This is a genomic window from Mycobacterium sp. NGS24 (genome assembly GCF_059813065.1).
In genome coordinates this window covers 43989-63893 of the sequence record NZ_JCALDW010000015.1, presented here as the reverse complement: position 1 = coordinate 63893, position 19905 = coordinate 43989, and the positions used below count along the sequence as shown (strand labels likewise).

At 65.4% G+C, this 19905-nt stretch carries 22 protein-coding genes; 13 read left to right on the top strand and 9 right to left on the bottom strand.

Annotation, left to right across the window (positions count from 1 at the left end; all coding sequences use genetic code 11):
* Positions 1–40: 40 nt before the first annotated feature.
* The 5 genes from AC5Y6Y_RS18625 to AC5Y6Y_RS18605 all read left to right on the top strand — a co-directional run bounded on the left by AC5Y6Y_RS18625 (position 41) and on the right by AC5Y6Y_RS18605 (position 4879).
* Positions 41–1696 (top strand): thiolase C-terminal domain-containing protein, encoded by a 1656-nt coding sequence (locus tag AC5Y6Y_RS18625; protein ID WP_499919208.1) that lies wholly within the window; start codon positions 41–43, stop codon positions 1694–1696.
* Entirely contained in the window at positions 1693–2562 is an 870-nt protein-coding gene (locus tag AC5Y6Y_RS18620; protein ID WP_499919210.1) for an alpha/beta hydrolase, read from the top strand. The genes AC5Y6Y_RS18625 and AC5Y6Y_RS18620 overlap by 4 nt, the downstream gene beginning before the upstream one ends.
* Positions 2562–3377: an NAD(P)-dependent oxidoreductase gene (locus AC5Y6Y_RS18615; RefSeq protein WP_499919211.1), complete on the top strand. Its 816-nt coding sequence runs from the start codon at positions 2562–2564 to the stop codon at positions 3375–3377. Before AC5Y6Y_RS18620 ends, AC5Y6Y_RS18615 begins: the two co-directional genes overlap by 1 nt.
* A 108-nt stretch (positions 3378–3485) precedes the next feature.
* Complete coding sequence (locus tag AC5Y6Y_RS18610) at positions 3486–4691, top strand: cytochrome P450 (RefSeq protein WP_499919213.1); 1206 nt, start codon at positions 3486–3488, stop codon at positions 4689–4691.
* Positions 4688–4879: a ferredoxin gene (locus AC5Y6Y_RS18605; RefSeq protein WP_499919215.1), complete on the top strand. Its 192-nt coding sequence runs from the start codon at positions 4688–4690 to the stop codon at positions 4877–4879. Before AC5Y6Y_RS18610 ends, AC5Y6Y_RS18605 begins: the two co-directional genes overlap by 4 nt.
* 34 nt (positions 4880–4913) lie before the next feature.
* Here the strand turns inward: AC5Y6Y_RS18605 and AC5Y6Y_RS18600 are convergent, their stop codons facing one another.
* The 8 genes from AC5Y6Y_RS18600 to AC5Y6Y_RS18565 all read right to left on the bottom strand — a co-directional run bounded on the left by AC5Y6Y_RS18600 (position 4914) and on the right by AC5Y6Y_RS18565 (position 11740).
* Entirely contained in the window at positions 4914–5207 is a 294-nt protein-coding gene (locus AC5Y6Y_RS18600) for a DUF1330 domain-containing protein (RefSeq protein ID WP_499919217.1), read from the bottom strand.
* 12 nt (positions 5208–5219) lie between these two features.
* Positions 5220–5408: a ferredoxin gene (locus AC5Y6Y_RS18595; RefSeq protein ID WP_463827243.1), complete on the bottom strand. Its 189-nt coding sequence runs from the start codon at positions 5406–5408 to the stop codon at positions 5220–5222.
* Positions 5405–6679 carry a cytochrome P450 gene (locus AC5Y6Y_RS18590; RefSeq protein WP_463827497.1) on the bottom strand — a complete coding sequence of 425 codons (1275 nt, stop codon included), beginning with the start codon at positions 6677–6679 and terminating at the stop codon, positions 5405–5407. The genes AC5Y6Y_RS18595 and AC5Y6Y_RS18590 overlap by 4 nt, the downstream gene beginning before the upstream one ends.
* A gap of 105 nt (positions 6680–6784) precedes the next feature.
* Positions 6785–7291 (bottom strand): hypothetical protein, encoded by a 507-nt coding sequence (locus tag AC5Y6Y_RS18585; RefSeq protein WP_499919252.1) that lies wholly within the window; start codon positions 7289–7291, stop codon positions 6785–6787.
* Positions 7288–7905 (bottom strand): TetR/AcrR family transcriptional regulator, encoded by a 618-nt coding sequence (locus AC5Y6Y_RS18580; protein ID WP_463827242.1) that lies wholly within the window; start codon positions 7903–7905, stop codon positions 7288–7290. The genes AC5Y6Y_RS18585 and AC5Y6Y_RS18580 overlap by 4 nt, the downstream gene beginning before the upstream one ends.
* Before the next feature lie 91 nt (positions 7906–7996).
* On the bottom strand, positions 7997–9142 hold the full coding sequence (locus AC5Y6Y_RS18575) for a thiolase family protein (protein ID WP_499919219.1): 1146 nt from the start codon (positions 9140–9142) through the stop codon (positions 7997–7999).
* 32 nt (positions 9143–9174) lie between these two features.
* On the bottom strand, positions 9175–10341 hold the full coding sequence (locus tag AC5Y6Y_RS18570) for an acyl-CoA dehydrogenase family protein (RefSeq protein WP_463827495.1): 1167 nt from the start codon (positions 10339–10341) through the stop codon (positions 9175–9177).
* 100 nt (positions 10342–10441) lie between these two features.
* The gene (locus AC5Y6Y_RS18565) at positions 10442–11740 is read right to left on the bottom strand and encodes an amidohydrolase family protein (protein ID WP_463827240.1); all 1299 of its coding nucleotides are present in this window, start codon (positions 11738–11740) and stop codon (positions 10442–10444) included.
* A 366-nt stretch (positions 11741–12106) separates the two neighbouring features.
* On the opposite strand from AC5Y6Y_RS18565, the gene AC5Y6Y_RS18560 reads away from it, so the two are divergent.
* The 7 genes from AC5Y6Y_RS18560 to AC5Y6Y_RS18530 are packed head-to-tail and all read left to right on the top strand — an operon-like array spanning position 12107 to position 17813.
* The gene (locus AC5Y6Y_RS18560) at positions 12107–12649 is read left to right on the top strand and encodes a carboxymuconolactone decarboxylase family protein (RefSeq protein ID WP_463827239.1); all 543 of its coding nucleotides are present in this window, start codon (positions 12107–12109) and stop codon (positions 12647–12649) included.
* A gap of 10 nt (positions 12650–12659) precedes the next feature.
* On the top strand, positions 12660–13937 hold the full coding sequence (locus AC5Y6Y_RS18555; protein WP_463827238.1) for an aromatic ring-hydroxylating oxygenase subunit alpha: 1278 nt from the start codon (positions 12660–12662) through the stop codon (positions 13935–13937).
* Entirely contained in the window at positions 13921–14244 is a 324-nt protein-coding gene (locus AC5Y6Y_RS18550) for a hypothetical protein (RefSeq protein WP_463827237.1), read from the top strand. The genes AC5Y6Y_RS18555 and AC5Y6Y_RS18550 overlap by 17 nt, the downstream gene beginning before the upstream one ends.
* Before the next feature lie 3 nt (positions 14245–14247).
* Entirely contained in the window at positions 14248–15504 is a 1257-nt protein-coding gene (locus AC5Y6Y_RS18545) for a metal-dependent hydrolase family protein (RefSeq protein WP_499919220.1), read from the top strand.
* Entirely contained in the window at positions 15488–15907 is a 420-nt protein-coding gene (locus AC5Y6Y_RS18540; protein ID WP_463827235.1) for a nuclear transport factor 2 family protein, read from the top strand. The genes AC5Y6Y_RS18545 and AC5Y6Y_RS18540 overlap by 17 nt, the downstream gene beginning before the upstream one ends.
* On the top strand, positions 15904–17007 hold the full coding sequence (locus AC5Y6Y_RS18535; protein WP_499919222.1) for an acyl-CoA dehydrogenase family protein: 1104 nt from the start codon (positions 15904–15906) through the stop codon (positions 17005–17007). Before AC5Y6Y_RS18540 ends, AC5Y6Y_RS18535 begins: the two co-directional genes overlap by 4 nt.
* A 53-nt stretch (positions 17008–17060) precedes the next feature.
* On the top strand, positions 17061–17813 hold the full coding sequence (locus AC5Y6Y_RS18530; protein ID WP_499919253.1) for an acyl-CoA dehydrogenase family protein: 753 nt from the start codon (positions 17061–17063) through the stop codon (positions 17811–17813).
* A gap of 18 nt (positions 17814–17831) precedes the next feature.
* Here the strand turns inward: AC5Y6Y_RS18530 and AC5Y6Y_RS18525 are convergent, their stop codons facing one another.
* Positions 17832–19007: an acyl-CoA dehydrogenase family protein gene (locus AC5Y6Y_RS18525; protein WP_463827233.1), complete on the bottom strand. Its 1176-nt coding sequence runs from the start codon at positions 19005–19007 to the stop codon at positions 17832–17834.
* 211 nt (positions 19008–19218) lie between these two features.
* Here AC5Y6Y_RS18525 and AC5Y6Y_RS18520 point away from each other — a divergent pair, with 211 nt between their 5' ends.
* Positions 19219–19872: a TetR/AcrR family transcriptional regulator gene (locus tag AC5Y6Y_RS18520; protein ID WP_463827232.1), complete on the top strand. Its 654-nt coding sequence runs from the start codon at positions 19219–19221 to the stop codon at positions 19870–19872.
* Positions 19873–19905 lie beyond the last annotated feature (33 nt).

Below are 19905 nucleotides of genomic sequence, written 5' to 3'. Positions count from 1 at the left end.
CATAACGTGCCTACCGGTACGTTCAGCCTGCGGAGGTGACGTGTCAACAGCCCCGGGACGCCCGCTGCCCCAGATCACTGATGAGAACGAATTCTTCTGGACCGCCGGCGCCGACGACACGTTGCGGATCCAGGAGTGCCGTGCCTGCGCGGCGCTGATCCATCCGCCCGCACCGGTCTGCCGCTACTGCCGCTCCCGTGACATGGGCGTACGCAAAGTCTCGGGCAGGGCGACCCTGGCCGGTTTCACCATCAACCACCGCTTCAGCCTGCCGGGGATGCCGGCGCCGTACGTGGTGGCCCAGGTCGCGATCGACGAGGACCCGCGGGTCCGGTTGACCACCAACATCGTCGAATCCGATCCCGAGCAACTCGAACTGGGTCAGGTAGTCGAGGTCGTGTTCGAGCAGATCGAAGACGTGTGGCTGCCGCTGTTCCGTCCGGTCCCCGATGCCGCACCGGGCGCGCTGCCGGACGACGAGATCGCACCGGAGCGTTTTGGCGAGTATGTCCGTCCGATGCTGACGACGGAGAAGTTCGAGGACAAGGTCGCGCTCACCGGGATCGGGATGTCGCCGATCGGACGGCGCTTGATGGTGCCTGCACTGTCGCTGACCGTGCAGGCGTGCGAGGCGGCCATCGCCGACGCCGGACTCAGCTTCGACGACATCGACGGCCTGTCGACCTATCCCGGCGGCGGCAACCTGGGCGGGTTCGGCGAAGGCGGAGTGACCAATCTGGAAGCGGCCCTGGGTATTCGGCCGACCTGGCACAACGGCGGTATCGAGACATTCGGACCCGGCGGATCGGTGATCGCGGCAATGCTGGCGGTCGCCGGCGGCTTGGCCCGGCACGTGCTGTGCTTCCGGACGCTGTGGGAAGCCACCTTCAACGAACAGATGAAGCAGGGCAAGATCGTCCCGTCCGGCGGCCGCACCGCCAGCTGGCAGTGGCCGTTCGGCGCCACCTCGGCCGCTCACACGCTGGCGCTCAACGCCCAGCGGCACTTCCACCGGTACGGCACCACGAAGGAAACCCTGGGCTGGATCGCACTGAATCAGCGCGCCAACGCCGAACTCAATCCGACCGCGGTCTACCGGTCGCCGATGACGATGGACGACTACCTGAACGCGCGGCCCATCACCACGCCGTTCGGCCTCTACGACTGCGACGTGCCGTGCGACGGCGCCATCGCCGTCATCGTGTCTGCGGTCGACGCCGCCCGCGATCTGGCCAAACCGCCCGTGCTGGTGGAGGCCGTCGGCACCCAGATCATCGAGCGCATCGACTGGGACCAGAGCACCCTGACCCACGAACCGCAGGTGCTGGGCCAGTCGGCGCACCTGTGGACGCGTACCTCGTTACGGCCGGCCGACGTCGACGTCGCCGAACTCTACGACGGCTTCACGATGAACTGCCTGTCCTGGATCGAGGCGCTGGGGTTCTGCGGGATCGGTGAGGCCCGCGAATTCCTGGACGGCGGCAAGAACATCGCCCGTGACGGCCAGATCCCGCTGAACACGCACGGCGGCCAGTTGTCCCACGGCCGCACGCACGGCATGGGGCTGCTGCACGAGGCGGTCAGCCAATTGCGCGGTGAGGCCGGGGAGCGCCAGGTTGCCGACGCCCGCGTCGGCGTGGTCAGCAGCGGCGGGTTGACCCCCAGCGGCGTGATCCTGTTGCGGAGCGACGGATGAGTCCCCGCCCCCGGGTGGTGATCGTCGACGGCGTACCCATGTCGGCGGTCGTCGTCGAAGCGGACAGTCCCAAGGCCGTGATCCTGGCCATCCACGGCGGCGGCACCAGCGCGGTCTACTTCGACTGTCCCGGGCATCCGGACTTGTCGTTACTGCGACTAGGAGAAGCGCAGGGATTCACCGTCATTGCGCTCGACCGGCCGGGGCATGGCAGCTCGGCGGCATATCCGGACGCCGTGCGGACCCCCGAGCAACGGGTCGACCTCGCCTACGGTGCCGTCGACCGCATCCTGGGTCAGCGACCCCGCGGGGCGGGGTTGTTCGTGCTGGGTCACTCGGGCGGCTGCGAACTCGCGACCCGCATGGCGGCGCACGACCGTGGCGCCGGACTGCTCGGCCTCGAACTCGGCGGCACCGGCCGGCGCTACCACGCCGCCGCCAAGGAGATCATGAAAGCCGCGGAGGTCAAGGAACGTCCGCCAGGCACCCGCGAACTGTTGTGGGAACCGACGCGGCTGTATCCGGCAGACATTCTGCGCGGCATCACGAATTCTTCGGTCGCTCCGCCCTACGAGCGGGACGTGGCGCTGAACTGGCCGCACCGCTACTTCCCGGCGCTGGCGCCCGCGGTGCGGGTGCCGGTCAGGTTCAGCCTGGGTGAGTACGACAACGTGTACCGCTCCGATCCGGAAGCGCTGGCCGAGATCGCTGAGATGTTCAGCGCCGCGGCATCTTTCGAGGCCGAACTGCACGCTGAAGCAGGGCATAATCTGAGCCTGGGACTGACCGCCGCCCAGTACCACCGCAAGGTGTTCGCATTCGTCGACCATTGCATTGCGGGCAGCGCCGACCGGGCGGTGGGCTGATGCGTGTCGGGTTCATCGGGTTGGGCAGCCAGGGCGCTCCGATGGCGCGCCGGATCGTCGACAGCGGCTTCCCGACGACGCTGTGGGCCCGCCGGGCAGCGGCCCTCGAGTCCTTCGCGGACACCCCGGCGCGGGTGGCCGGGTCGCCGGCCGAACTCGCCGCCGCCAGTGACCTGGTCTGCCTGTGCGTGGTCGGTGACTCCGACGTCGAGGAACTGACCTTCGGCGAGCTCGGCGTGCTGGCCGGGTTGCAGTCGGGCGGGGTGATCGCAGTGCACAGCACCGTGCACCCCAACACCTGCCGCGCCATCGCGGAAAAAGCTGCCGCACAGGGTGTCTCGATTATCGATGCGCCGGTCAGCGGTGGCGGACCAGCGGCCGGCGAGGGCCGGTTGCTGGTCATGGTCGGCGGTGAAACCGAGGTCGTCGAGCGCTGCCGTGCGGTCTTCGAAAGCTACTCCGACGCCGTCATCCACCTCGGCGAGCTGGGGTCGGGGCAGACCACCAAGCTGCTCAACAACTTGCTGTTCACCGCCAACGTCGGGACCGCGGCCACCGCTCTCACCCTGGCCGAGGCGCTCGGCGTCTCCCCGGCACGGCTGGTTGACGTCGTCGCGCGCAGCAGCGGGAACAGCTTCGCGCTCAGCTCGATTGCCAAGGCGGGCGGCGTGGCACGACTGGCCGGTCTCGCCGGCCCGCTGCTGCAGAAGGACGTGCGACTGCTGGTGGACCTCGCCGAGCGCGCCTCGGCGTCCGGTGGCGCCGCACTGGCGGCGGCCGACGCCGCACTGAGCCTGATGGATGCCCCGAGATGAAACCAGATTTCCCTTCCCGACCAGCCCGGAAGCCGCTACCGTTGACGTTACAGTCGGGCGTTCAGCTGTAATGGTTTCAGTCCGCAGCTCAGCAGCAAGGAGCCTCCATTGACGACATCGACGGTGATTTTCGACCCGTTCTCGCAGGACTTCTTCAACGGCGCCTGGGACACCTACAAACGAATGCAACAGGAAGCGCCGGTCTACTACAGCGAGGAATACGACTTCTACGCGCTGACCCGGCATGCGGATGTGGCGGCCGGGCTGAAGAACTTCGAGACTTACTCCTCGGCCTTCGGCATCGACCTGTCGATGGTGCGCACCGGCAAGCCGCCGGAGCAGAAGTCGATCATTTTCATGGACCCGCCGGACCACCGGCACATGCGCAGCCTGCTCAACAAGGTGTTCACGCCGCGCGCCATCCAATCGCAGCGTGAGATGGTCGGCGCGAAGATCGACAAGTACCTGTCCAAGGTAGATCCGGACAACTTCGACGTGGTGCAGGAATTGTCCGGCCCGTTCCCGGTCGAGGTGATCACCACGATGCTCGGGGTGCCCGAAGAGCACGCTCAACGGATCCGTTTTCTGATCGACGAGTCCCTGCACCGCGAGCCCGGACAGGTCGAGGCCGGCGAGAAAGGCATCCAAGCCAACATCGAAACCGGGACCCTGTACTACGGACTCCTGCAGGAACGCCGGGTGAAGCCGCAGGACGACCTGTTCACCAAGCTCATCGAGGCCGAGATCGAACGCGAAGACGGTCAGAAGACCAAACTGGACGACATCGAAATCGCGGGATTCGCAACATTATTGGGTGGTGCCGGTGCCGAGACCGTCACCAAGCTGATCGGCAACGCGCCGGTGGTGTTCGCGCGGTTCCCGGGCGAATGGCAGAAACTGCTCGACGACCGCAGCAAGATCCCGGCGGCGGTCGAGGAGCTGTTGCGCTACGAGGCGCCGTCGCAGTATCAGGTCCGTTGCTCGGTCAAAGATGTTGAGCTGCACGGTGTCACGATCCCGGCGATGAAACCGGTGTTCCTGATCAACGGTGCGGCCAATCGCGACCCCGACGTCTGGACCGACCCGGACACCTTCAACATCGACCGGGACCGACACGAGGCACTGAACCTGTCCTTCGGCTACGGCATCCACAGTTGTCTGGGCGCCGCCCTGGCCCGGATGGAAAGCGCGATCGCGCTGGACAAGCTGCTGGATTTCATGCCCCGTTACGAGGTGGACTGGGACAACTGCAACCGGGTCCAGATGCAGAATGTCGCAGGTTGGAAGAACGTTCCGGTGCGGGTGTTGCGATGAGAATCGAAGTGGACTGGGATCTGTGCGAAAGCAACGGCGTGTGTATGGGCATCATCCCCGAGGTATTCGAACTCGGCGATGACGACATGCTGACGGTGCACCGGACCGAGGTCACGCAAGATATCGAAGAGCAGGTCCGCGACGCCGTCCGGCAGTGCCCGAGACAGGCGATCTCGCTCGAGGAGTGAACTCCCAAGCTGGAACGCAATCGCGGGCCGGGCGTCAGAAGCCGGCGAGGATGACCGCGTTGCAGTCGGCCGCAGCCTGGCGCAGCTTGGCAGCGTTCTGGTATGCCTCGGATTCGTACCAGGCGCGGGCGGCGTCCACCGATTCGAATTCCAGCACCACGGTCTGGTCCCCGTGCCAGTCACCCTCGAGGACGGTGGGCGAGGTGTCCACCGCAAGAACCCGCACACCACCCATGGCCGCACCGGCGGCCTTGCCGTAGGACTTCATGCCTTCGGGATCCTTGATGGCCTCGGTGAGGATCACATACCCTTTGCGACCGTTGGACATTCGCGAATCTCCTTAGCGCTCTTTGATCGCCTGTTCGGGACAACATTCGATGGCTTCCCTGGTGGCGGCCTCGAACTCCGTTGGTACGTCGGAATCTATTGCCACCGCGTAACCGTCTTCGGTGATGCTGAAAACCTCCGAGCACAGCGTCAGACACATGCCGTGACCACGGCACCACTCGTCGTCGACCCAGACTTTCATGCCGGCGTGAACTCCAGATGCAGCTCGGTCAACCCGCGCAGAATGAAAGTCGGAACATATTGGTAGCGACGGTCCTCGGCCGGGCCGTGCACCCGCTCGCTGACTCTGACCTCCGACGTCCGATCGAGGAGTCGTTCGATCGCCACCCGGGTTTCGGCTCGCGCCAGCGGTGCGCCGGGACAGCTGTGGATGCCCCGCCCGAACGCGATGTGCTGACGGGCGTTCTTGCGGCTCGGATCAAAGGTGGCAGGCTCGTCGAACCGGCGCGGATCACGGTTCGCGGCGGCCTGCACCACCATCACGGTGGTACCGGCGGGCAGGTCGACTCCACCCACACTGGCGGGCACCCGATTCAGCCGGAAGTCGCCTTTGACCGGACTCTCGTGCCGCAACGATTCCTCGATGAAGTTGGGAATCAGACTCCGGTCCTTGCGCAGTTGTGTCTGGATGTCGGGGCGCTCGGCGAGCGTCTGTAGGGACGCGCCGAGCAGCCGTACGGTGGTCTCCTGTCCGGCCGAGAAGACGTTGCTGGCGACGCGCGCCACGTCTTCGACCTCGGGAGTCGTCCCGTCGGGATAGGTGGCGGTGGCCAGACCGGTCAATACGTCGTCGCGGGGATTCTGCCGGCGGTCTCGGACGTAGTCGGAGAACAGACCGTACAGGAATTCCAGCGGGCTGTGGGCCAACGCTTCTTTGCCGGTTCCGCCGATGCCACCGCCGGAGTTCTGCCGGATGCCTTTGATGAACTTGTCGCGGTCCTCCATCGGCACACCCAGCAGGTCGGCGATCACCAGCAGGGTGAACGGCCCCGCGAAACCCTTGATCCAGTCCCCTTCGCCGGGCGCCAGGAAGTCGTCGAGAACCTGGTCGGCGAGCGACCACATCGCGTCCTCGTTCTCCTTGAGGCGCTTCGGGGTGATCAGCCGCATCAGCAGCGAGCGGTGGTTGGTGTGCGTGGGGGGATCCAGCGTCGGCAGCTGATCGCTGAACGGCAGCTTGTCGCGGTGCTGCACGATCAGATCGGTGATGTCGTCGCCTTCGATGGGGACCGGGAAGCCGGGAAAGGGACCCGTCACCGAGTTGCACGAGGACCAGGTGTCGGCGTCGTTCAATACCGCGCAGGCCTCCTCCCAACCGGTCACCATCATGACGCCGTGGTGGTCTTCGCGGGCCACCGGACATTGCCGGCGAAGCGCTTCGTAATACGGGTAGGGGTCCGCAACGAGTTGTTTGTCGCGGAAGAAATCCAACTCGGTGACGTCCTGCGCCATTTCTTGCTCCATCTGATCTCGGTAAACGAGAACGTGCCTCTCACATCTGAGTATTACATTTCCACAGGGCCGCTACGTCGTCAATGCGCGCGCCCACCGGCGGAACTAGCCGGCGGGCACCAGGTCGGCCGCTACCGACGGGGCAGACAGCACGCCGCTGCGGAAGCGCTCGGCGACACCGAAGGTGGCCCCCGCCAGACCCGCCGCCGCCAGTGCCCGCGCCTTGAAGGTCTGGGCCGCCATACTCAGCCGGTGCTCGACCAGCCCGACACTGTCGTCCAGCTCCACCGGCCAGGTCTTGCCCCACAGCGTGACCTCGGTGACGCCGTGGTCGAGGGCCTGCAACACGCCGGTCCGCACTCGCGGGTCGGAACCCAACAGGTCCGCCGCGGCGGCCAGGGCCTGCGGGCGGGGTCGCGTCCCGACGGAAGTCAGAGCGGATTCCAGGTCCAGCGTCTTGGCGCCGAGTATGTGCAGCGGCCGGTCGTCGGGATGATCGGTGAGCAGCACGGTGACGTCCCAGCCCGCCATCGACCGATCGAAGAGCCACCCGCCGGCGAACGTCACCACGTCGGCGACGCTGGAGGCGACGACGTCGAGGCGGTACCTCATGTCGGGTTCGGCGTCGTCCTGCACGGGGAAAAGTCGCGCGCCAGCGCCTCTGCGTACTCCTTGAAAACCTCGGTCAGCGGTATCGAAGGGTCCAGCAACCATGTCATTTCCATTCCGTGGGTGAAGGCGAGGATTTCCACCGCCTTGACGTCAGGGTCTATGTCGGCGCGATAGCGACCAGCCGCCTGACCTCGCCGGATGGCGGCGGCGACGATTTCGGTGGCGTCGCGTTGCCGGGTGACCAGACGGTCGTGCAACGGCGCGTCGGGGTCGATGTTCTCCACCAGGAGCACGGTGAAAGTGCCCAACAGTTCGGGCGCCCGGTTGAACCGGTCGGCGACCTGAGCGATCTCGCCGAGCAGATCGCCGCCGCGGTCGGAATGGGTGTCGTCGTCGAGGTCACGTGCGTCCAGCACCGCATGCAGCAACTGCTCTTTGGATTCGAAGTGGTGCAGTAGTCCGGCGGAAGACACCCCGGCTTCACGGGCAATCTGGGCCAGCGTCGTGGCGCGCCAGCCGTTACGCGACAACAGCCGCTGCGCCACCGCAAGGATCCGCTGTTTGCGGTCCTCGCCTTTGGCGAGCAGCGTTTCATACGGGCGTGCCTCAGGCACTGGTCTCCTCAACCGGGCTGCGGACAGAAACCTACCGAACACACAGTAGGTTGGTTTGGCTGCGCTGACAAGAGGCGCGGCCCAGCCGAATTCAGTTGACCAGTTCGACGAGCGTCGCGTTGGCCGTGCCGCCGCCTTCGCACATGGTCTGCAACCCGAAGCGGATCCCGTTGTCACGCATGTGATGAACCATGCGCGTCATCAGCACCGCGCCCGAGGCGCCGAGCGGGTGCCCCAGCGCGATCGCACCACCCAACGGATTCAGCAGCGCCGGGTCGGCACCGGTCTCGGCCAGCCAGGCCAGCGGCACCGGCGCGAAGGCCTCGTTGACCTCGAAGACGCCCACCTCATCGAGTCGAACGCCGGACTTGGCCAGCACCTTCTCCGTCGCCGGAATCGGTCCGGTCAGCATCAGCACCGGGTCGGCTCCCGTGACGGCACCGGCGCGGTAGCGCACGATCGGCGTCAGACCCAGTTCCAGCGCCAGTTCGGCGGTGGTGATCAGCAGCGCGGCCGCGCCGTCGGATATCTGCGAGGAGTTCCCGGCATGGATCACCCCGTCCTCGGTGAAGGCCGGCTTCAACCCGGCCAGTTTCTCCACCGTGGTGCCCCGCCGGATGCCCTCGTCCTCGTGCACGACGGAATCCTCGGTGAACACCGGCACGATCTGTTCGGTGAACGCATTGCCGTCCTGCGCGGCGGCGGCACGCTCGTGGGACAGGGCTGAATACTCGTCCAGCCGGGCGCGGGAGAATCCCCACTTCTCGGCGATCAGCTCTGCCGACAACCCTTGGTTGAAAGAGAAATCGTCGTAGCGCGCAAGAACTTTGGGGCCGTACGGCATACCGGTGGCGCGGGCCGAGCCGAGCGGAACGCGACTCATGACCTCGACACCGCCGGCCACCACGACGTCCTGTTGCCCGGACATCACCGCCTGCACCGCGAAGTCGAGAGCCTGCTGGCTGGACCCGCAGGCCCGGTTGACCGTGGTGCCGGGGATGGTTTCCGGCCAACCCGCGGCCAGCACCGCGTAGCGGCCGATGTTGCTGGACTGATCGCCGACCTGCGAGACGCAACCCCAGATCACGTCGTCGACGATCTCGGGACTGACGCCGGTGCGTTCGAGCAGTTCGTCGAGCACGACGGCGGACAGATCGGCGGCGTGTATCCCGGACAATCCGCCGTTGCGTCTTCCGACCGCGGTGCGCACTGCCTCGACGATGACTGTGTCGCGCATTCCTGGCTCCCGTCTTCCGATGAGGGCCGAGCCTAGTAGCTGCGCGGCAGCTTCAGCACGTGGGAACCGAGGAAGTTCAGGATCATCTCCTGGCTGACCGGCGCGATCTTCATCAGTCGCGCCTCGCGGAAGTACCGGGTGACGTGGTACTCCTCGGCGTAACCCATGCCACCGTGGGTCTGCAGCGCCCGGTCGGCGGCGGTGAAGCCGGCGTCGGCGCACAGGTATTTGGCCGTATTGGCTTCGCGCCCACAGGGTTTGCCGTTGTCATAGAGCCAGGTGGCCTTGCGCAGCATCAGCTCGGCGGCGTCCAGCCGGGCCAGCGAGTCGGCCAACGGGAACTGCAGGCCCTGGTTCATGCCGATGGGCCGGCCGAACACCTCACGCTCGTTGCCGTACTTGACCGCCTTCTCCAGAGCGACGCGGCCGATCCCGAGCGCCTCGGCGGCGATCAGCATCCGCTCCGGGTTGAGTCCGTCCAGGATGTACTGAAAACCGTTGCCTTCCTCGCCGATTCGGTCCTCGACGGGAATTTCCAGATTGTCGATGAACAGCTCGTTGGAGCTGACGGCGTTGCGGCCCATCTTCTTGATCGGCCGGACGTCGACGCGGCTGCGATCCAGGTCGGTCAGGAACAACGTCATGCCGTCGGTCTTCTTAATGACCTCGTCATAGCTCTGGGTGCGGGTCAGCAGCAGAATCTTGTCGGATTCCATCGCTTTGGAGATCCACACCTTGCGACCGTTGACCACGTACCGATCGCCGTCGCGTTTGGCGAACGTGGTGATGCGTGACGTGTCAAGGCCGGCGCCTGGTTCGGTCACCCCGAAGCAGACGTGCACCTCACCGGTGGCCACCGCCGGCAACATGCGTTGCTTCTGCTCTTCGGAGCCGTGCACCACGACGGGTTGCATGCCGAAGATCGACAGGTGGATCGCGCTGGCGGCGTTCATCGCACCGCCGGACTTGGCGACTTCTTCGAGCAGGATGGTGGCTTCGGTGATGCCCAGGCCGTGGCCGCCGTATTCGGTCGGGATCGTCATCCCGAGCCAGCCGCCGTCGGCGATGGCGCGGTAGAACTCGTGCGGAAACTCGTGTGCCTGGTCTTTTTCCATCCAGTACTGGTCGTCGAACTTGCGTGCCAGTTCCGCGACCGACCGCCGGATCAGCTCCTGGTCCTCGGTGAGCTCGAAATTCATGCCATCCATGGGCACCTCCTTTCAGCGCGAGCAGACGCAGAATCGCACGATCGCTGCTCACGCAGTGCGATTCTGCGTCTGCTCGCGGGAAAACTGGGGCTCAGTCCTTGTTGCCGGTGAGGGCTTTGGCGTTCGCCGCGAAATCCGCAAACGAGGAGCCGCCCCGGCTGTCCTTGTCGTGGCCGGCCGCTTTGATCGACACGTCGTGGCCTTCAGCGGCTTTACGCAGGGCACCGACTGTCGCCTGCTCGCGCGAAATGTGTGTGAACGGGTCGAACGAGTACCAGCGCATGGCGTTCTCATGCGTCATCTTGTTGATCTCGTCGTCCGGAACATCGTTGAGAGACAACACATCCCACAACTCTTCCGGCGCGCCGGGCCACATCGAGTCGCTGTGCGGGTAGTCGGCTTCCCAACAGATGTTGTCGATGCCGATCATGTTGCGCAGCGCCACCCCGACCTTGTCGCTGATGAAGCAGGTCAGGAAGTGGTCACGGAACACATCGCTGGGCAGCTTGCCCTTGAAGTCCTGGTGCGTCCAGGTGGAGTGCATCTCGTAGGTGCGGTCGGCACGCTCCAGGAAATACGGAATCCAACCCGTCCCGCCCTCGGACAGCGCGATCTTGAGGTCGGGGTACTCCTTGATCGGGCGCGACCACAACAGGTCAGCGGCGGCTTGCACGATGTTCATCGGCTGCAGCGTGATCATCACGTCCATCGGGGCATCCGGCGCGGTGATGGCCAGCCGGCCCGACGACCCGATGTGCACGTTCATCACGGTGTCGGTGTCACACAGGGCTTCCCACAGCGGATTCCAGTATTCGTTGTGGAAGCTGGGATAGCCCATCGCGGCCGGATTCTCGGTGAAGGTCAGCGCGTGCACGCCTTTCTTGGCGACGCGGCGCACCTCAGCGGCACACGCCTCGGCATCCCAGATCACCGGGATCGCCATCGGAATGAACCGCGCGGGGTAGGCACCACACCACTCGTCGATGTGCCAATCGTTGTAGGCCTGTACCAGCGCGATGGAGAAGTCGTGGTCGTCGGTGGCGAACAGCCGCCCGGCGAAACCGGGGAAGGATGGGAAGCAGATGGAGGCCAGGATGCCGCCCGCGTTCATGTCCTTGATGCGCTCGTCGACGTTGTAACAACCCGGCCGGATCTCGTCGAGGCCGGTCGGCTCGATGCCGTACTCCTCCTTGGGCCGTCCGGCCACGGCGTTGAGGGCCACGTTCGGGATCACCGTGTCACGGAACTTCCACATGTCCGAACCGTCGGCGTTGTGCACCAGGCGCGGCGCGTCGTCGATGTATTTCTTCGAGAGGTGGTTCTTGAACATGTCAGGCGGCTCGACGGTGTGGTCGTCCACACTGATCAGGATCATGTCCTCTTTGTTCATGGCTCTTTCAACCCTTCTCATCGTTCGCTCGGATCTCACACGAACGCGCGGCCCCCAGGCTGGCATCAACGAGCCACACATGCGCCAAGCTCTCTATAGCTTGAAAACTAGCTTCTCGCGAAGCGAGAATCAACATCCAGCATAGGCGCATCGGCGCTCTGCAGTCCCGTCCCAGTGGTGGCGGCTAGGTAAATCAGCAGCATGGCTACCCCGACAGCCGGAACCGGCCCGGCCCGGCCGGCGCGAAGCAGCACGATTGCGTCCGCGCCAGGATTGACCAACCGAGCGATTCGTGCAAATCTATTGGTTGTAAATGAGAATATGATTCTCGCTCAGAGAGAAGACGACCGAGAGGATCGCTGCGGGATGCGTCTGCCGCCGTTGCCAGCCGACCAGTGGGACGACGCTGTCGAAGGGGCACTGGCCGTCATGCTGCCCCCGGAGCGCCGCAATCCGCGGGATGCCTCCAATGTGCTGTCGACGCTGGTGAACCATCCGGTCCTGACCAAAGCGTTCCTCAAGTTCAACGTCCACCTGTTGTTCTCCTCCACCCTGCCGCCGCGCATCCGCGAACTGGCGATCCTGCGCGTCGCACATCGCCGTAACTGCGCCTACGAGTGGACCCACCACGTCAACCTGGCCAAACGAGAAGGCGTCACTGACGCCGAGGTCGAGGCGGCGCGGGCACCCGAGGTGGCCGGCAGTGACTTCGATGATTTCGAACGCGCGGTGCTCGTCGGGGTCGACGAGCTCGACGAACAGTCCCAGTTGTCCGACCACACCTGGGCCGCGCTCGGCGAGCAGATGGACGACCGCCAGCGGATGGACTACGTCTTCACGGTCGGCTCTTACATCATGCTGGCCATGGCCCTCAACACTTTTGGCGTTCAGCTCGAACAAGATCACTAGGAAGGTAAAAGTGGCCCACTTCCCCAAGCCAGCCGCCGGCAGCTGGACAGAGAACTACCCCGAACTGGGAACCGACCCGGTCGACTACACCGACTCGATCGACCCGGCGTTCTTCGAGGCCGAGCGCGAAGCGGTCTTCAAGAAGCAGTGGCTCAATGTCGGACGGGTCAATCGGCTGCCGCGCACCGGCAGCTACTTCACCCGGGAGCTACCGTCGGCCGGCCCCGGCACGTCGGTGATCATCGTCAAGACCAAGGACGGCTCGGTCAAGGCGTACCACAACGTCTGCCGGCACCGCGGAAACAAGTTGGTGTGGAACGACTTTCCCAACGAAGAAACTTCCGGCACCTGCCGGCAGTTCACCTGCAAGTACCACGCCTGGCGCTACAGCCTGGACGGGGACCTGACCTTCGTTCAGCAACCCGAAGAATTCTTCAACCTCGACAAGGGCCAGTACGGCCTGGCGCCGGTGCGGTGCGAGGTCTGGGAAGGCTTCATCTTCATCAACTTCGACGACAATGCGGCGCCGCTGATCGACTATCTCGGACCGCTGGCCAAAAGCATCGAAGGCTATCCCTTCGGCGAGATGACCGAAACCTATTCCTATCGAGCAGAAGTCGGCAGCAACTGGAAGCTGTTCATCGACGCGTTCGTCGAGTTCTACCACGCGCCGATCCTGCACCAGGGGCAGTACACCAAAGAGGAAGCCGCCAAGATCCAGAAGTTCGGCTACGAGGCGCTGCACTACGAGTTGGCCGGCCCGCACAACCTGCAGTCGACCTGGGGCGGACAGGCCCCACCCCCGGACATGTCCATGGTCAAGCCGATGGACCAGGTGCTGCGTAGCGGATTGTTCGGTCCATGGGACAAGCCGGAGATCATCAAGGATCTCGAGCTGCCGCCGGGAGTCAACGTGAAGCGGGTGCCGCAGTGGGGCATCGACTCGTGGCTGTTCTACCCGAACTTCATGCTGCTGATCTGGGAGCCGGGTTGGTATCTGACCTACCACTACTGGCCAACCGCGGTGGACAAGCACATCTTCGAGGCATCACTGTATTTCGTCCCGCCGCGCAACGCGCGGGAACGCCTGGCCCAGGAGCTGGCCGCGGTGACGTTCAAGGAGTACGCATTACAGGACGCCAACACACTGGAGGCGACCCAGACCATGATCGGCACCAGGGCGGTCACCGAGTTTCTGCTGTGCGACCAGGAAGTCTTGATCCGTCATCTGCACAAGACGACCGGTAATCTCGTGAAGGAGTACCAGAACAATGTCGCTACCGTCTGAATTCGCGGCCCTGGAGCCATATCTGGACTGGGATCTGGCCACCGAGCCCGAGCGCTACGCCAAGCGGCTGGCGTCGACGATGGCCGAGATGCAGCAGTTCTACGACGTCGCCTTCCCGCTCCTGGAAGACGTCATCGCCTACTGCGACAAGTACCCGCTCGACGATCTGCCGGACGACGCGAAGACACTGATGCACATCATGCAGTCGCTGGTCATGGTGTCCTTCCCGATCGAGGCGTGGAAGCAACCGCGGGTCCCCGACAGCGGCGCAGCATGGGTGGAAGTGCTTCGGGAACCGGTGATCTGAACGGTGCCTGACGCTCTTCGCGCACGCGGCTCATCGCAGTTCACGCTCAAAGCGGCGGGACTGCTCGACGTCGATGCCGGGGAGATCGTCTCGCCCGGCATCCTGCGGATCGACGGCGACCGCATCGTCGGTGTCGGCGGCGATGTCACAGGCTCGGATTCTGAGGTCATCGACCTGGGCGACCAGATCCTGTTGCCCGGATTGATGGACATGGAGGTCAATCTGCTGATGGGCGGGCGCGGCGAGAAGCCGGGACTGTCCCAGGTGCAGGACGACCCGCCGACCCGCGTGCTGCGCGCGGTCGGCAACGCCCGCCGCACCCTGCGTGCCGGGTTCACCACCGTGCGCAACCTCGGGCTGTTCGTCAAGACCGGTGGTTACCTGCTCGACGTCGCGCTGGGCAAGGCGATCGACGCCGGCTGGATCGACGGACCGCGCATTGTGCCTGCCGGGCATGCGATCACCCCCACCGGCGGTCACCTGGATCCGACCATGTTCGCCGCATTCATGCCGGGCGCACTCGAGCTCACCGTCGAAGAGGGCATCGCCAACGGGGTCGACGAGATCCGCAAAGCGGTGCGCTACCAGATCAAACACGGCGCCCAGCTGATCAAGGTGTGTGTTTCCGGTGGCGTGATGTCGTTGACCGGTGAAGCTGGCGCACAACACTATTCGGATGAGGAACTGCGCGCCATCGTCGACGAGGCACACCGGCGGGGGTTGCGCGTCGCAGCGCACACGCACGGAGCCGAAGCGGTCAAGCATGCGGTGGCATGTGGTATCGACTGCATCGAACACGGCTTTCTGATGGACGACGAGGCGATTCAGATGCTGGTCGACAACGATCGGTTCCTGGTGACCACCCGCAGGCTCGCCGACGCGATGGACGTCTCACACGCTCCGAAAGAGTTACAGGACAAGGCCGCCGAGATGTTCCCGAAGGCGAAGACCTCGATTCTGGCCGCCTACCAGGCCGGGGTGAAGATCGCGGTCGGCACCGACGCGCCGGCAATACCGCACGGCCGCAACGCCGATGAGCTGGTCACCCTGGTGGAGTGGGGCTTGCCGCCGGTGGCGGTGCTGCGGGCGGCCACGGTGACCGCGGCGGAACTGATCAACTCCACTGAACTGGGCCGGCTGGCCGAGGGTATGCTCGCCGACGTCATCGCGGTGCCGGGAAACCCGTTGGACGACATCACCGTTACCCGCAACGTGGGCTTTGTGATGAAAGGCGGCAAGGTTTATGCCAACCAGAACTGACGATCTGGTCGAGATCCAGCAGTTGCTCGCCCGCTACGCGGTGACCATCACTCAGGGCGACATCGACGGGCTGATCGGCGTGTTCACTCCCGACGGCACCTACAGCGCGTTCGGCGACACCTACACCCTGGACCGGTTTCCGGAGCTGGTGGCCGCCGCGCCCAAGGGCCTGTTCATGACCGGGACCGCGCTGGTGGACCTCGACGGCGACGAGGCCACCGGTACCCAACCGCTGTGCTTCATCGAACACTCCGCCCACGACATGCGCATCGGCTACTACCGTGACACCTACCTGCGCACCGCCGACGGGTGGCGGCTGAAAACCCGCGCCATGACGTTCATTCGGCGCAGCGGGGTGCACGACCACGGTCGTCCGCACGCCGTGGGTCGTCCGGCGCCGTGACGTCGGGCACCGTCACCGTCGAGCAGTTTCGCGCCGACCTGTGCGCGTGGCTCGACGCCCATGACCTGACGCCCGGGCCCGATCATTCGCTGCAGGGCCACATGCGCCAGTTCGCGCGGGTCAGCGAGGCGCTCTACGAAGCGGGCTGGATGCGCTACGGCTGGCCGGTCGAGGTCGGCGGCCTGGGCGGGCCGGCGCTGCTGCGTGCGGTGGTCGGCGAGGAAGTAGTGGGACGGCGGCTGGCCGAACCCGGCCCCTATTCGATGCTCGAAGTGCTCGCACCCACGATGATCGATTACGCGACAACCGAACTCGCCGCGGAAATGGTGCCATTACTGCTCAGCGGTCGTGAACAGTGGTGTCAGGGTTTCTCCGAGCCGGGATCGGGCAGCGATCTGGCGTCACTGTCCACCCGGGCGGTCCAGGACGGGGAGAATTGGATCGTCAACGGCCAGAAGGTCTGGACCAGTTTCGCTCAGTACTCCACCCGGTGCATAGTGCTCACCCGCACCGCGCCCGGCCATGACGGGATCACCGCGTTCTTCGTCGATATGGACACGCCCGGCATCACCGTTCGCCCGCTACGCACCATGCACGGTGTCGACGAGTTCTGCGAGGTCTACTACGACGACGTCGTGATCCCGTCCAACCGCATGCTGGGCAAGCCGGGGGACGGCTGGCGCCTGGCGATGGACCTGTTGCCCTATGAGCGCTCGACGTGCTTCTGGCAACGCATCGCCTATCTGTACTCGCGCTTCGACCAGCTCATCGCCGACGTGACCGAACCCGACGAGTCCGCCTTGGGCGCAGCATATCTCGCGCTGCACACACTGCGCTGCCGGTCCCGCGCCACTCAGCACCGGCTGGCCGCCGGCGCCCGGTTGGGTCCGGACACCTCGATCGACAAGGTGCTGCTGGCCGGTGCCGAGCAGAAGCTCTACGACACCGTGCACGACCTGCTGCCCGGCCGACTCGAACTCGACGACACCGCCTGGCGCCCGGAGTACCTGTACTCGCGCGCGGCCAGCATCTACGGCGGAACCGCCGAGATCCAACGCAACATCATCGCCCGCCGGCTGCTCGATCTCGGCAAGGAGTGACGGTGACCGATCCCGAAGAACTGCAGCTGATCGCCGACTCGCTGCAAACGGCGATGGCCCGATGCTCCGGGGCCCGTCTCGACGCCGCACTGGCTGACCTGGGCTGGCTCGATATGCTCGACGAGATCCCTGGTGCGGCAATACCTCTGGTCTTCCGATTGCTCGGCGAAACCGGAGCACACGCCGCAGTTCTCAACGACGTCATCCTGCGGGCCGAAGGACAGACCGGCGGCGCGACCGTGCCGTTGCCGTACTCCGGCGGTTCCTGGGTGATCTGGGAACGCGGCGATCAGCCCGGCTCGGCATTGGACGACGAGATTCCGATCCACCGGACCGCGGCCGGCGATCCGCTGTCCGCGGGCGCGCTGGCAGCGGGCCGACGGGCACTGGGCTGGTGGCTCGTCGGCGCCGGGCGGGCGATGCTGTCGCTGGCCCGCCGGCATGCGCTGGACCGCGTCCAATTCGGCCGTCCCATCGCCTCTTTCCAGGCGATACGGCACCGGCTCGCCGAGACGCTCGTCGCCGTCGAGGGCGCCGAAGCCACCTTGACGCTTGCCATGGAACAGCCCGACGATCTGGCCAGTCTGCTGGCCAAAGCCGCTGCCGGCCAGGCGGCGTTGACCGCCGCCCGCCATTGTCAGCAGGTGCTCGGCGGGATCGGGTTCACCGCTGAGCACGAATTACACCGACACATCAAGCGCGCGTTGCTCTTCGACGGATTGCTGGGCAGCTCGCGGGATCTCACCCGCGAAGCCGGCGCGATCCTGCGCGAACGAGGCTCGGCGCCGCGCCTGGCGCAGCTGTGACAATCCCACGGGCGCAAGCTAATTGCGCGGCAGACCCAGAATCCGCTGGGCGATGATGTTGCGCTGAATCTCCGACGTCCCGCCGGCGATGGTGCCGGCAAAGCTGCGGGCGTAACGGTCGAACCAGCTTCCGCTGTGGGCGTCGAGGTCCAGCGGCGCAAACGGCGCGGTGACCGCGGGATGCACCAGACCATCGGCGCCGGCAGCGTTCAGCGCATCCTCCGAAGCACGTTGCAGGGCTTCTGAACCCAACAGTTTCAGTACCGACTGCGCAGGCACGTCCTCCTCGCCGCGCGCCGCCCGGGCAGTCGCCGCCGAACCCAGCAGATGCATCGCCCTGGCATCCATCACCAGCGTCGCGTAGCAGTCCCGTTCCAGCACCCCGGTCGGGGTGTAGTCGACGGTCATCTGGTCCAACAGGTTGGCGTAGTCCATCCAGAGCATCGCCCGTTCGTGGCCCAGTGAGCCGGTGGCGACGCGCCAGCCGCCGTTGAGTTCGCCCACCAGATTCTCGGCCGGCACCCGGGCGTCGGTGAAGAACACCTCGTTGAACTCGATGTCGTCGTGATCGCACACCGACGGGAACGGCCGGCGCACCACTCCCGGGGTGTCCGTCGGGATCAGTAACACGCTGACGCCCTTGTGCTTTGGTGCGTCCGGATCGGTGCGTACGAAGGTCAGTAACACATCGGCGTCATGGGCGCCGGAGGTCCAGACCTTCTGCCCGTTCACCACGAAGTGGTCACCGTCGAGCACCGCTCTGGTCTTCAGCGACGCCAGGTCCGAGCCCGCGCCGGGCTCGCTCATGCCGAGTGATGCGGTGATCTCAGCCCGCAGGATCGGCACCGCCCAACGCCGCTTCTGCTCGTCGCTGCCGAACGACAGCAACGACGCAGCAATGATCCCGACACCCTGGGGGTTGAAACTGCGGTAGATCCGCCGCCGGGCCAATTCCTCGGCGCACACGTACTGCTGCAGCAACGAGGCGTTGCGCCCGCCGAATTCCGGCGGGTTGCCGGGCAACAGCCAGCCGTGGTCGAACAACAGTCGCTGCCACCGGACCGCCCAGTCGGGCAGGTGCGAACACGACCGCGGCCGCTCGAACGCGTCGGCCTCCTCAGGTAGGTGCTGTTCGAGAAACGCGATGAATTCGGCTCGGAATGCCTCGACATCGGCATCGAAACTCAGCTGCACCGCGCTTCACTCACCTCTCTGGAACCCCACGCGCGTTCTATTCTCTGGAATCTGCTTCCCAAACACGTGTCAAAGAGAATAGTATTCTCGTCGTGAGGAAGTTACAATCTCCTAGACACCGTCCGTGGGGAGGTTGAGCACAGCGATGGCGCGGCGTTCTCCGGTACAGTCCAACCATGTTCTCCCTGCGCGGCAATCCCCCGAGCCGCCCGTGACAAACCCCAGCGAAGAGCCGGCGTGGAAGCAGCGCGCCGTCGAACGCTCAATCAAGACCGCGAAACTGCGCGCGGCGCAGCGCGTCCAGCGTTTTCTGGATGCCGCGCAGGCCATCATCATCGAGAAGGGCAGCACCGACTTCACTGTCCAGGAGGTCGTGGACCGCTCCCGGCAGTCGCTGCGAAGTTTCTACCTGCAGTTTGACGGTAAGCACGAGCTGTTGCTGGCCCTGTTCGAGGACGCCCTGAGCCGCTCGGCCGACCAGATCCGCGCCGCGACGGAGAGCCACACCGACGCCCTCGAGCGCCTCAAGGTCGCCGTGGAGCTGCTCTACGAGGCCTCTCGCCCCGACCCGACTGCGCGGCGGCCGCTGTTCACCGACTTTGCGCCGCGTTTGCTGGTGACCCACCCGACTGAGGTCAAGGTGGCGCACGCACCCCTGCTGGCTTTGCTCACTGAACTCACTGAGGCAGCGGCGGAAGCCGGCAAGCTGCGCGCGGACGTCAACCCGAAGCGGGCCGCCGCGATGACCATGCAGACCGTGATGTTCATCGCGCAGTCCAGTGGCGGGACCGACGAAGAGACGCTGCACCCGATTACGTCCGACGAGGTCTGGGACTTCTGCTCACGCGGATTCGCCGGCAAATAGGCTGCGGCCGCGCCGGCCTCGATTTCCACTGAT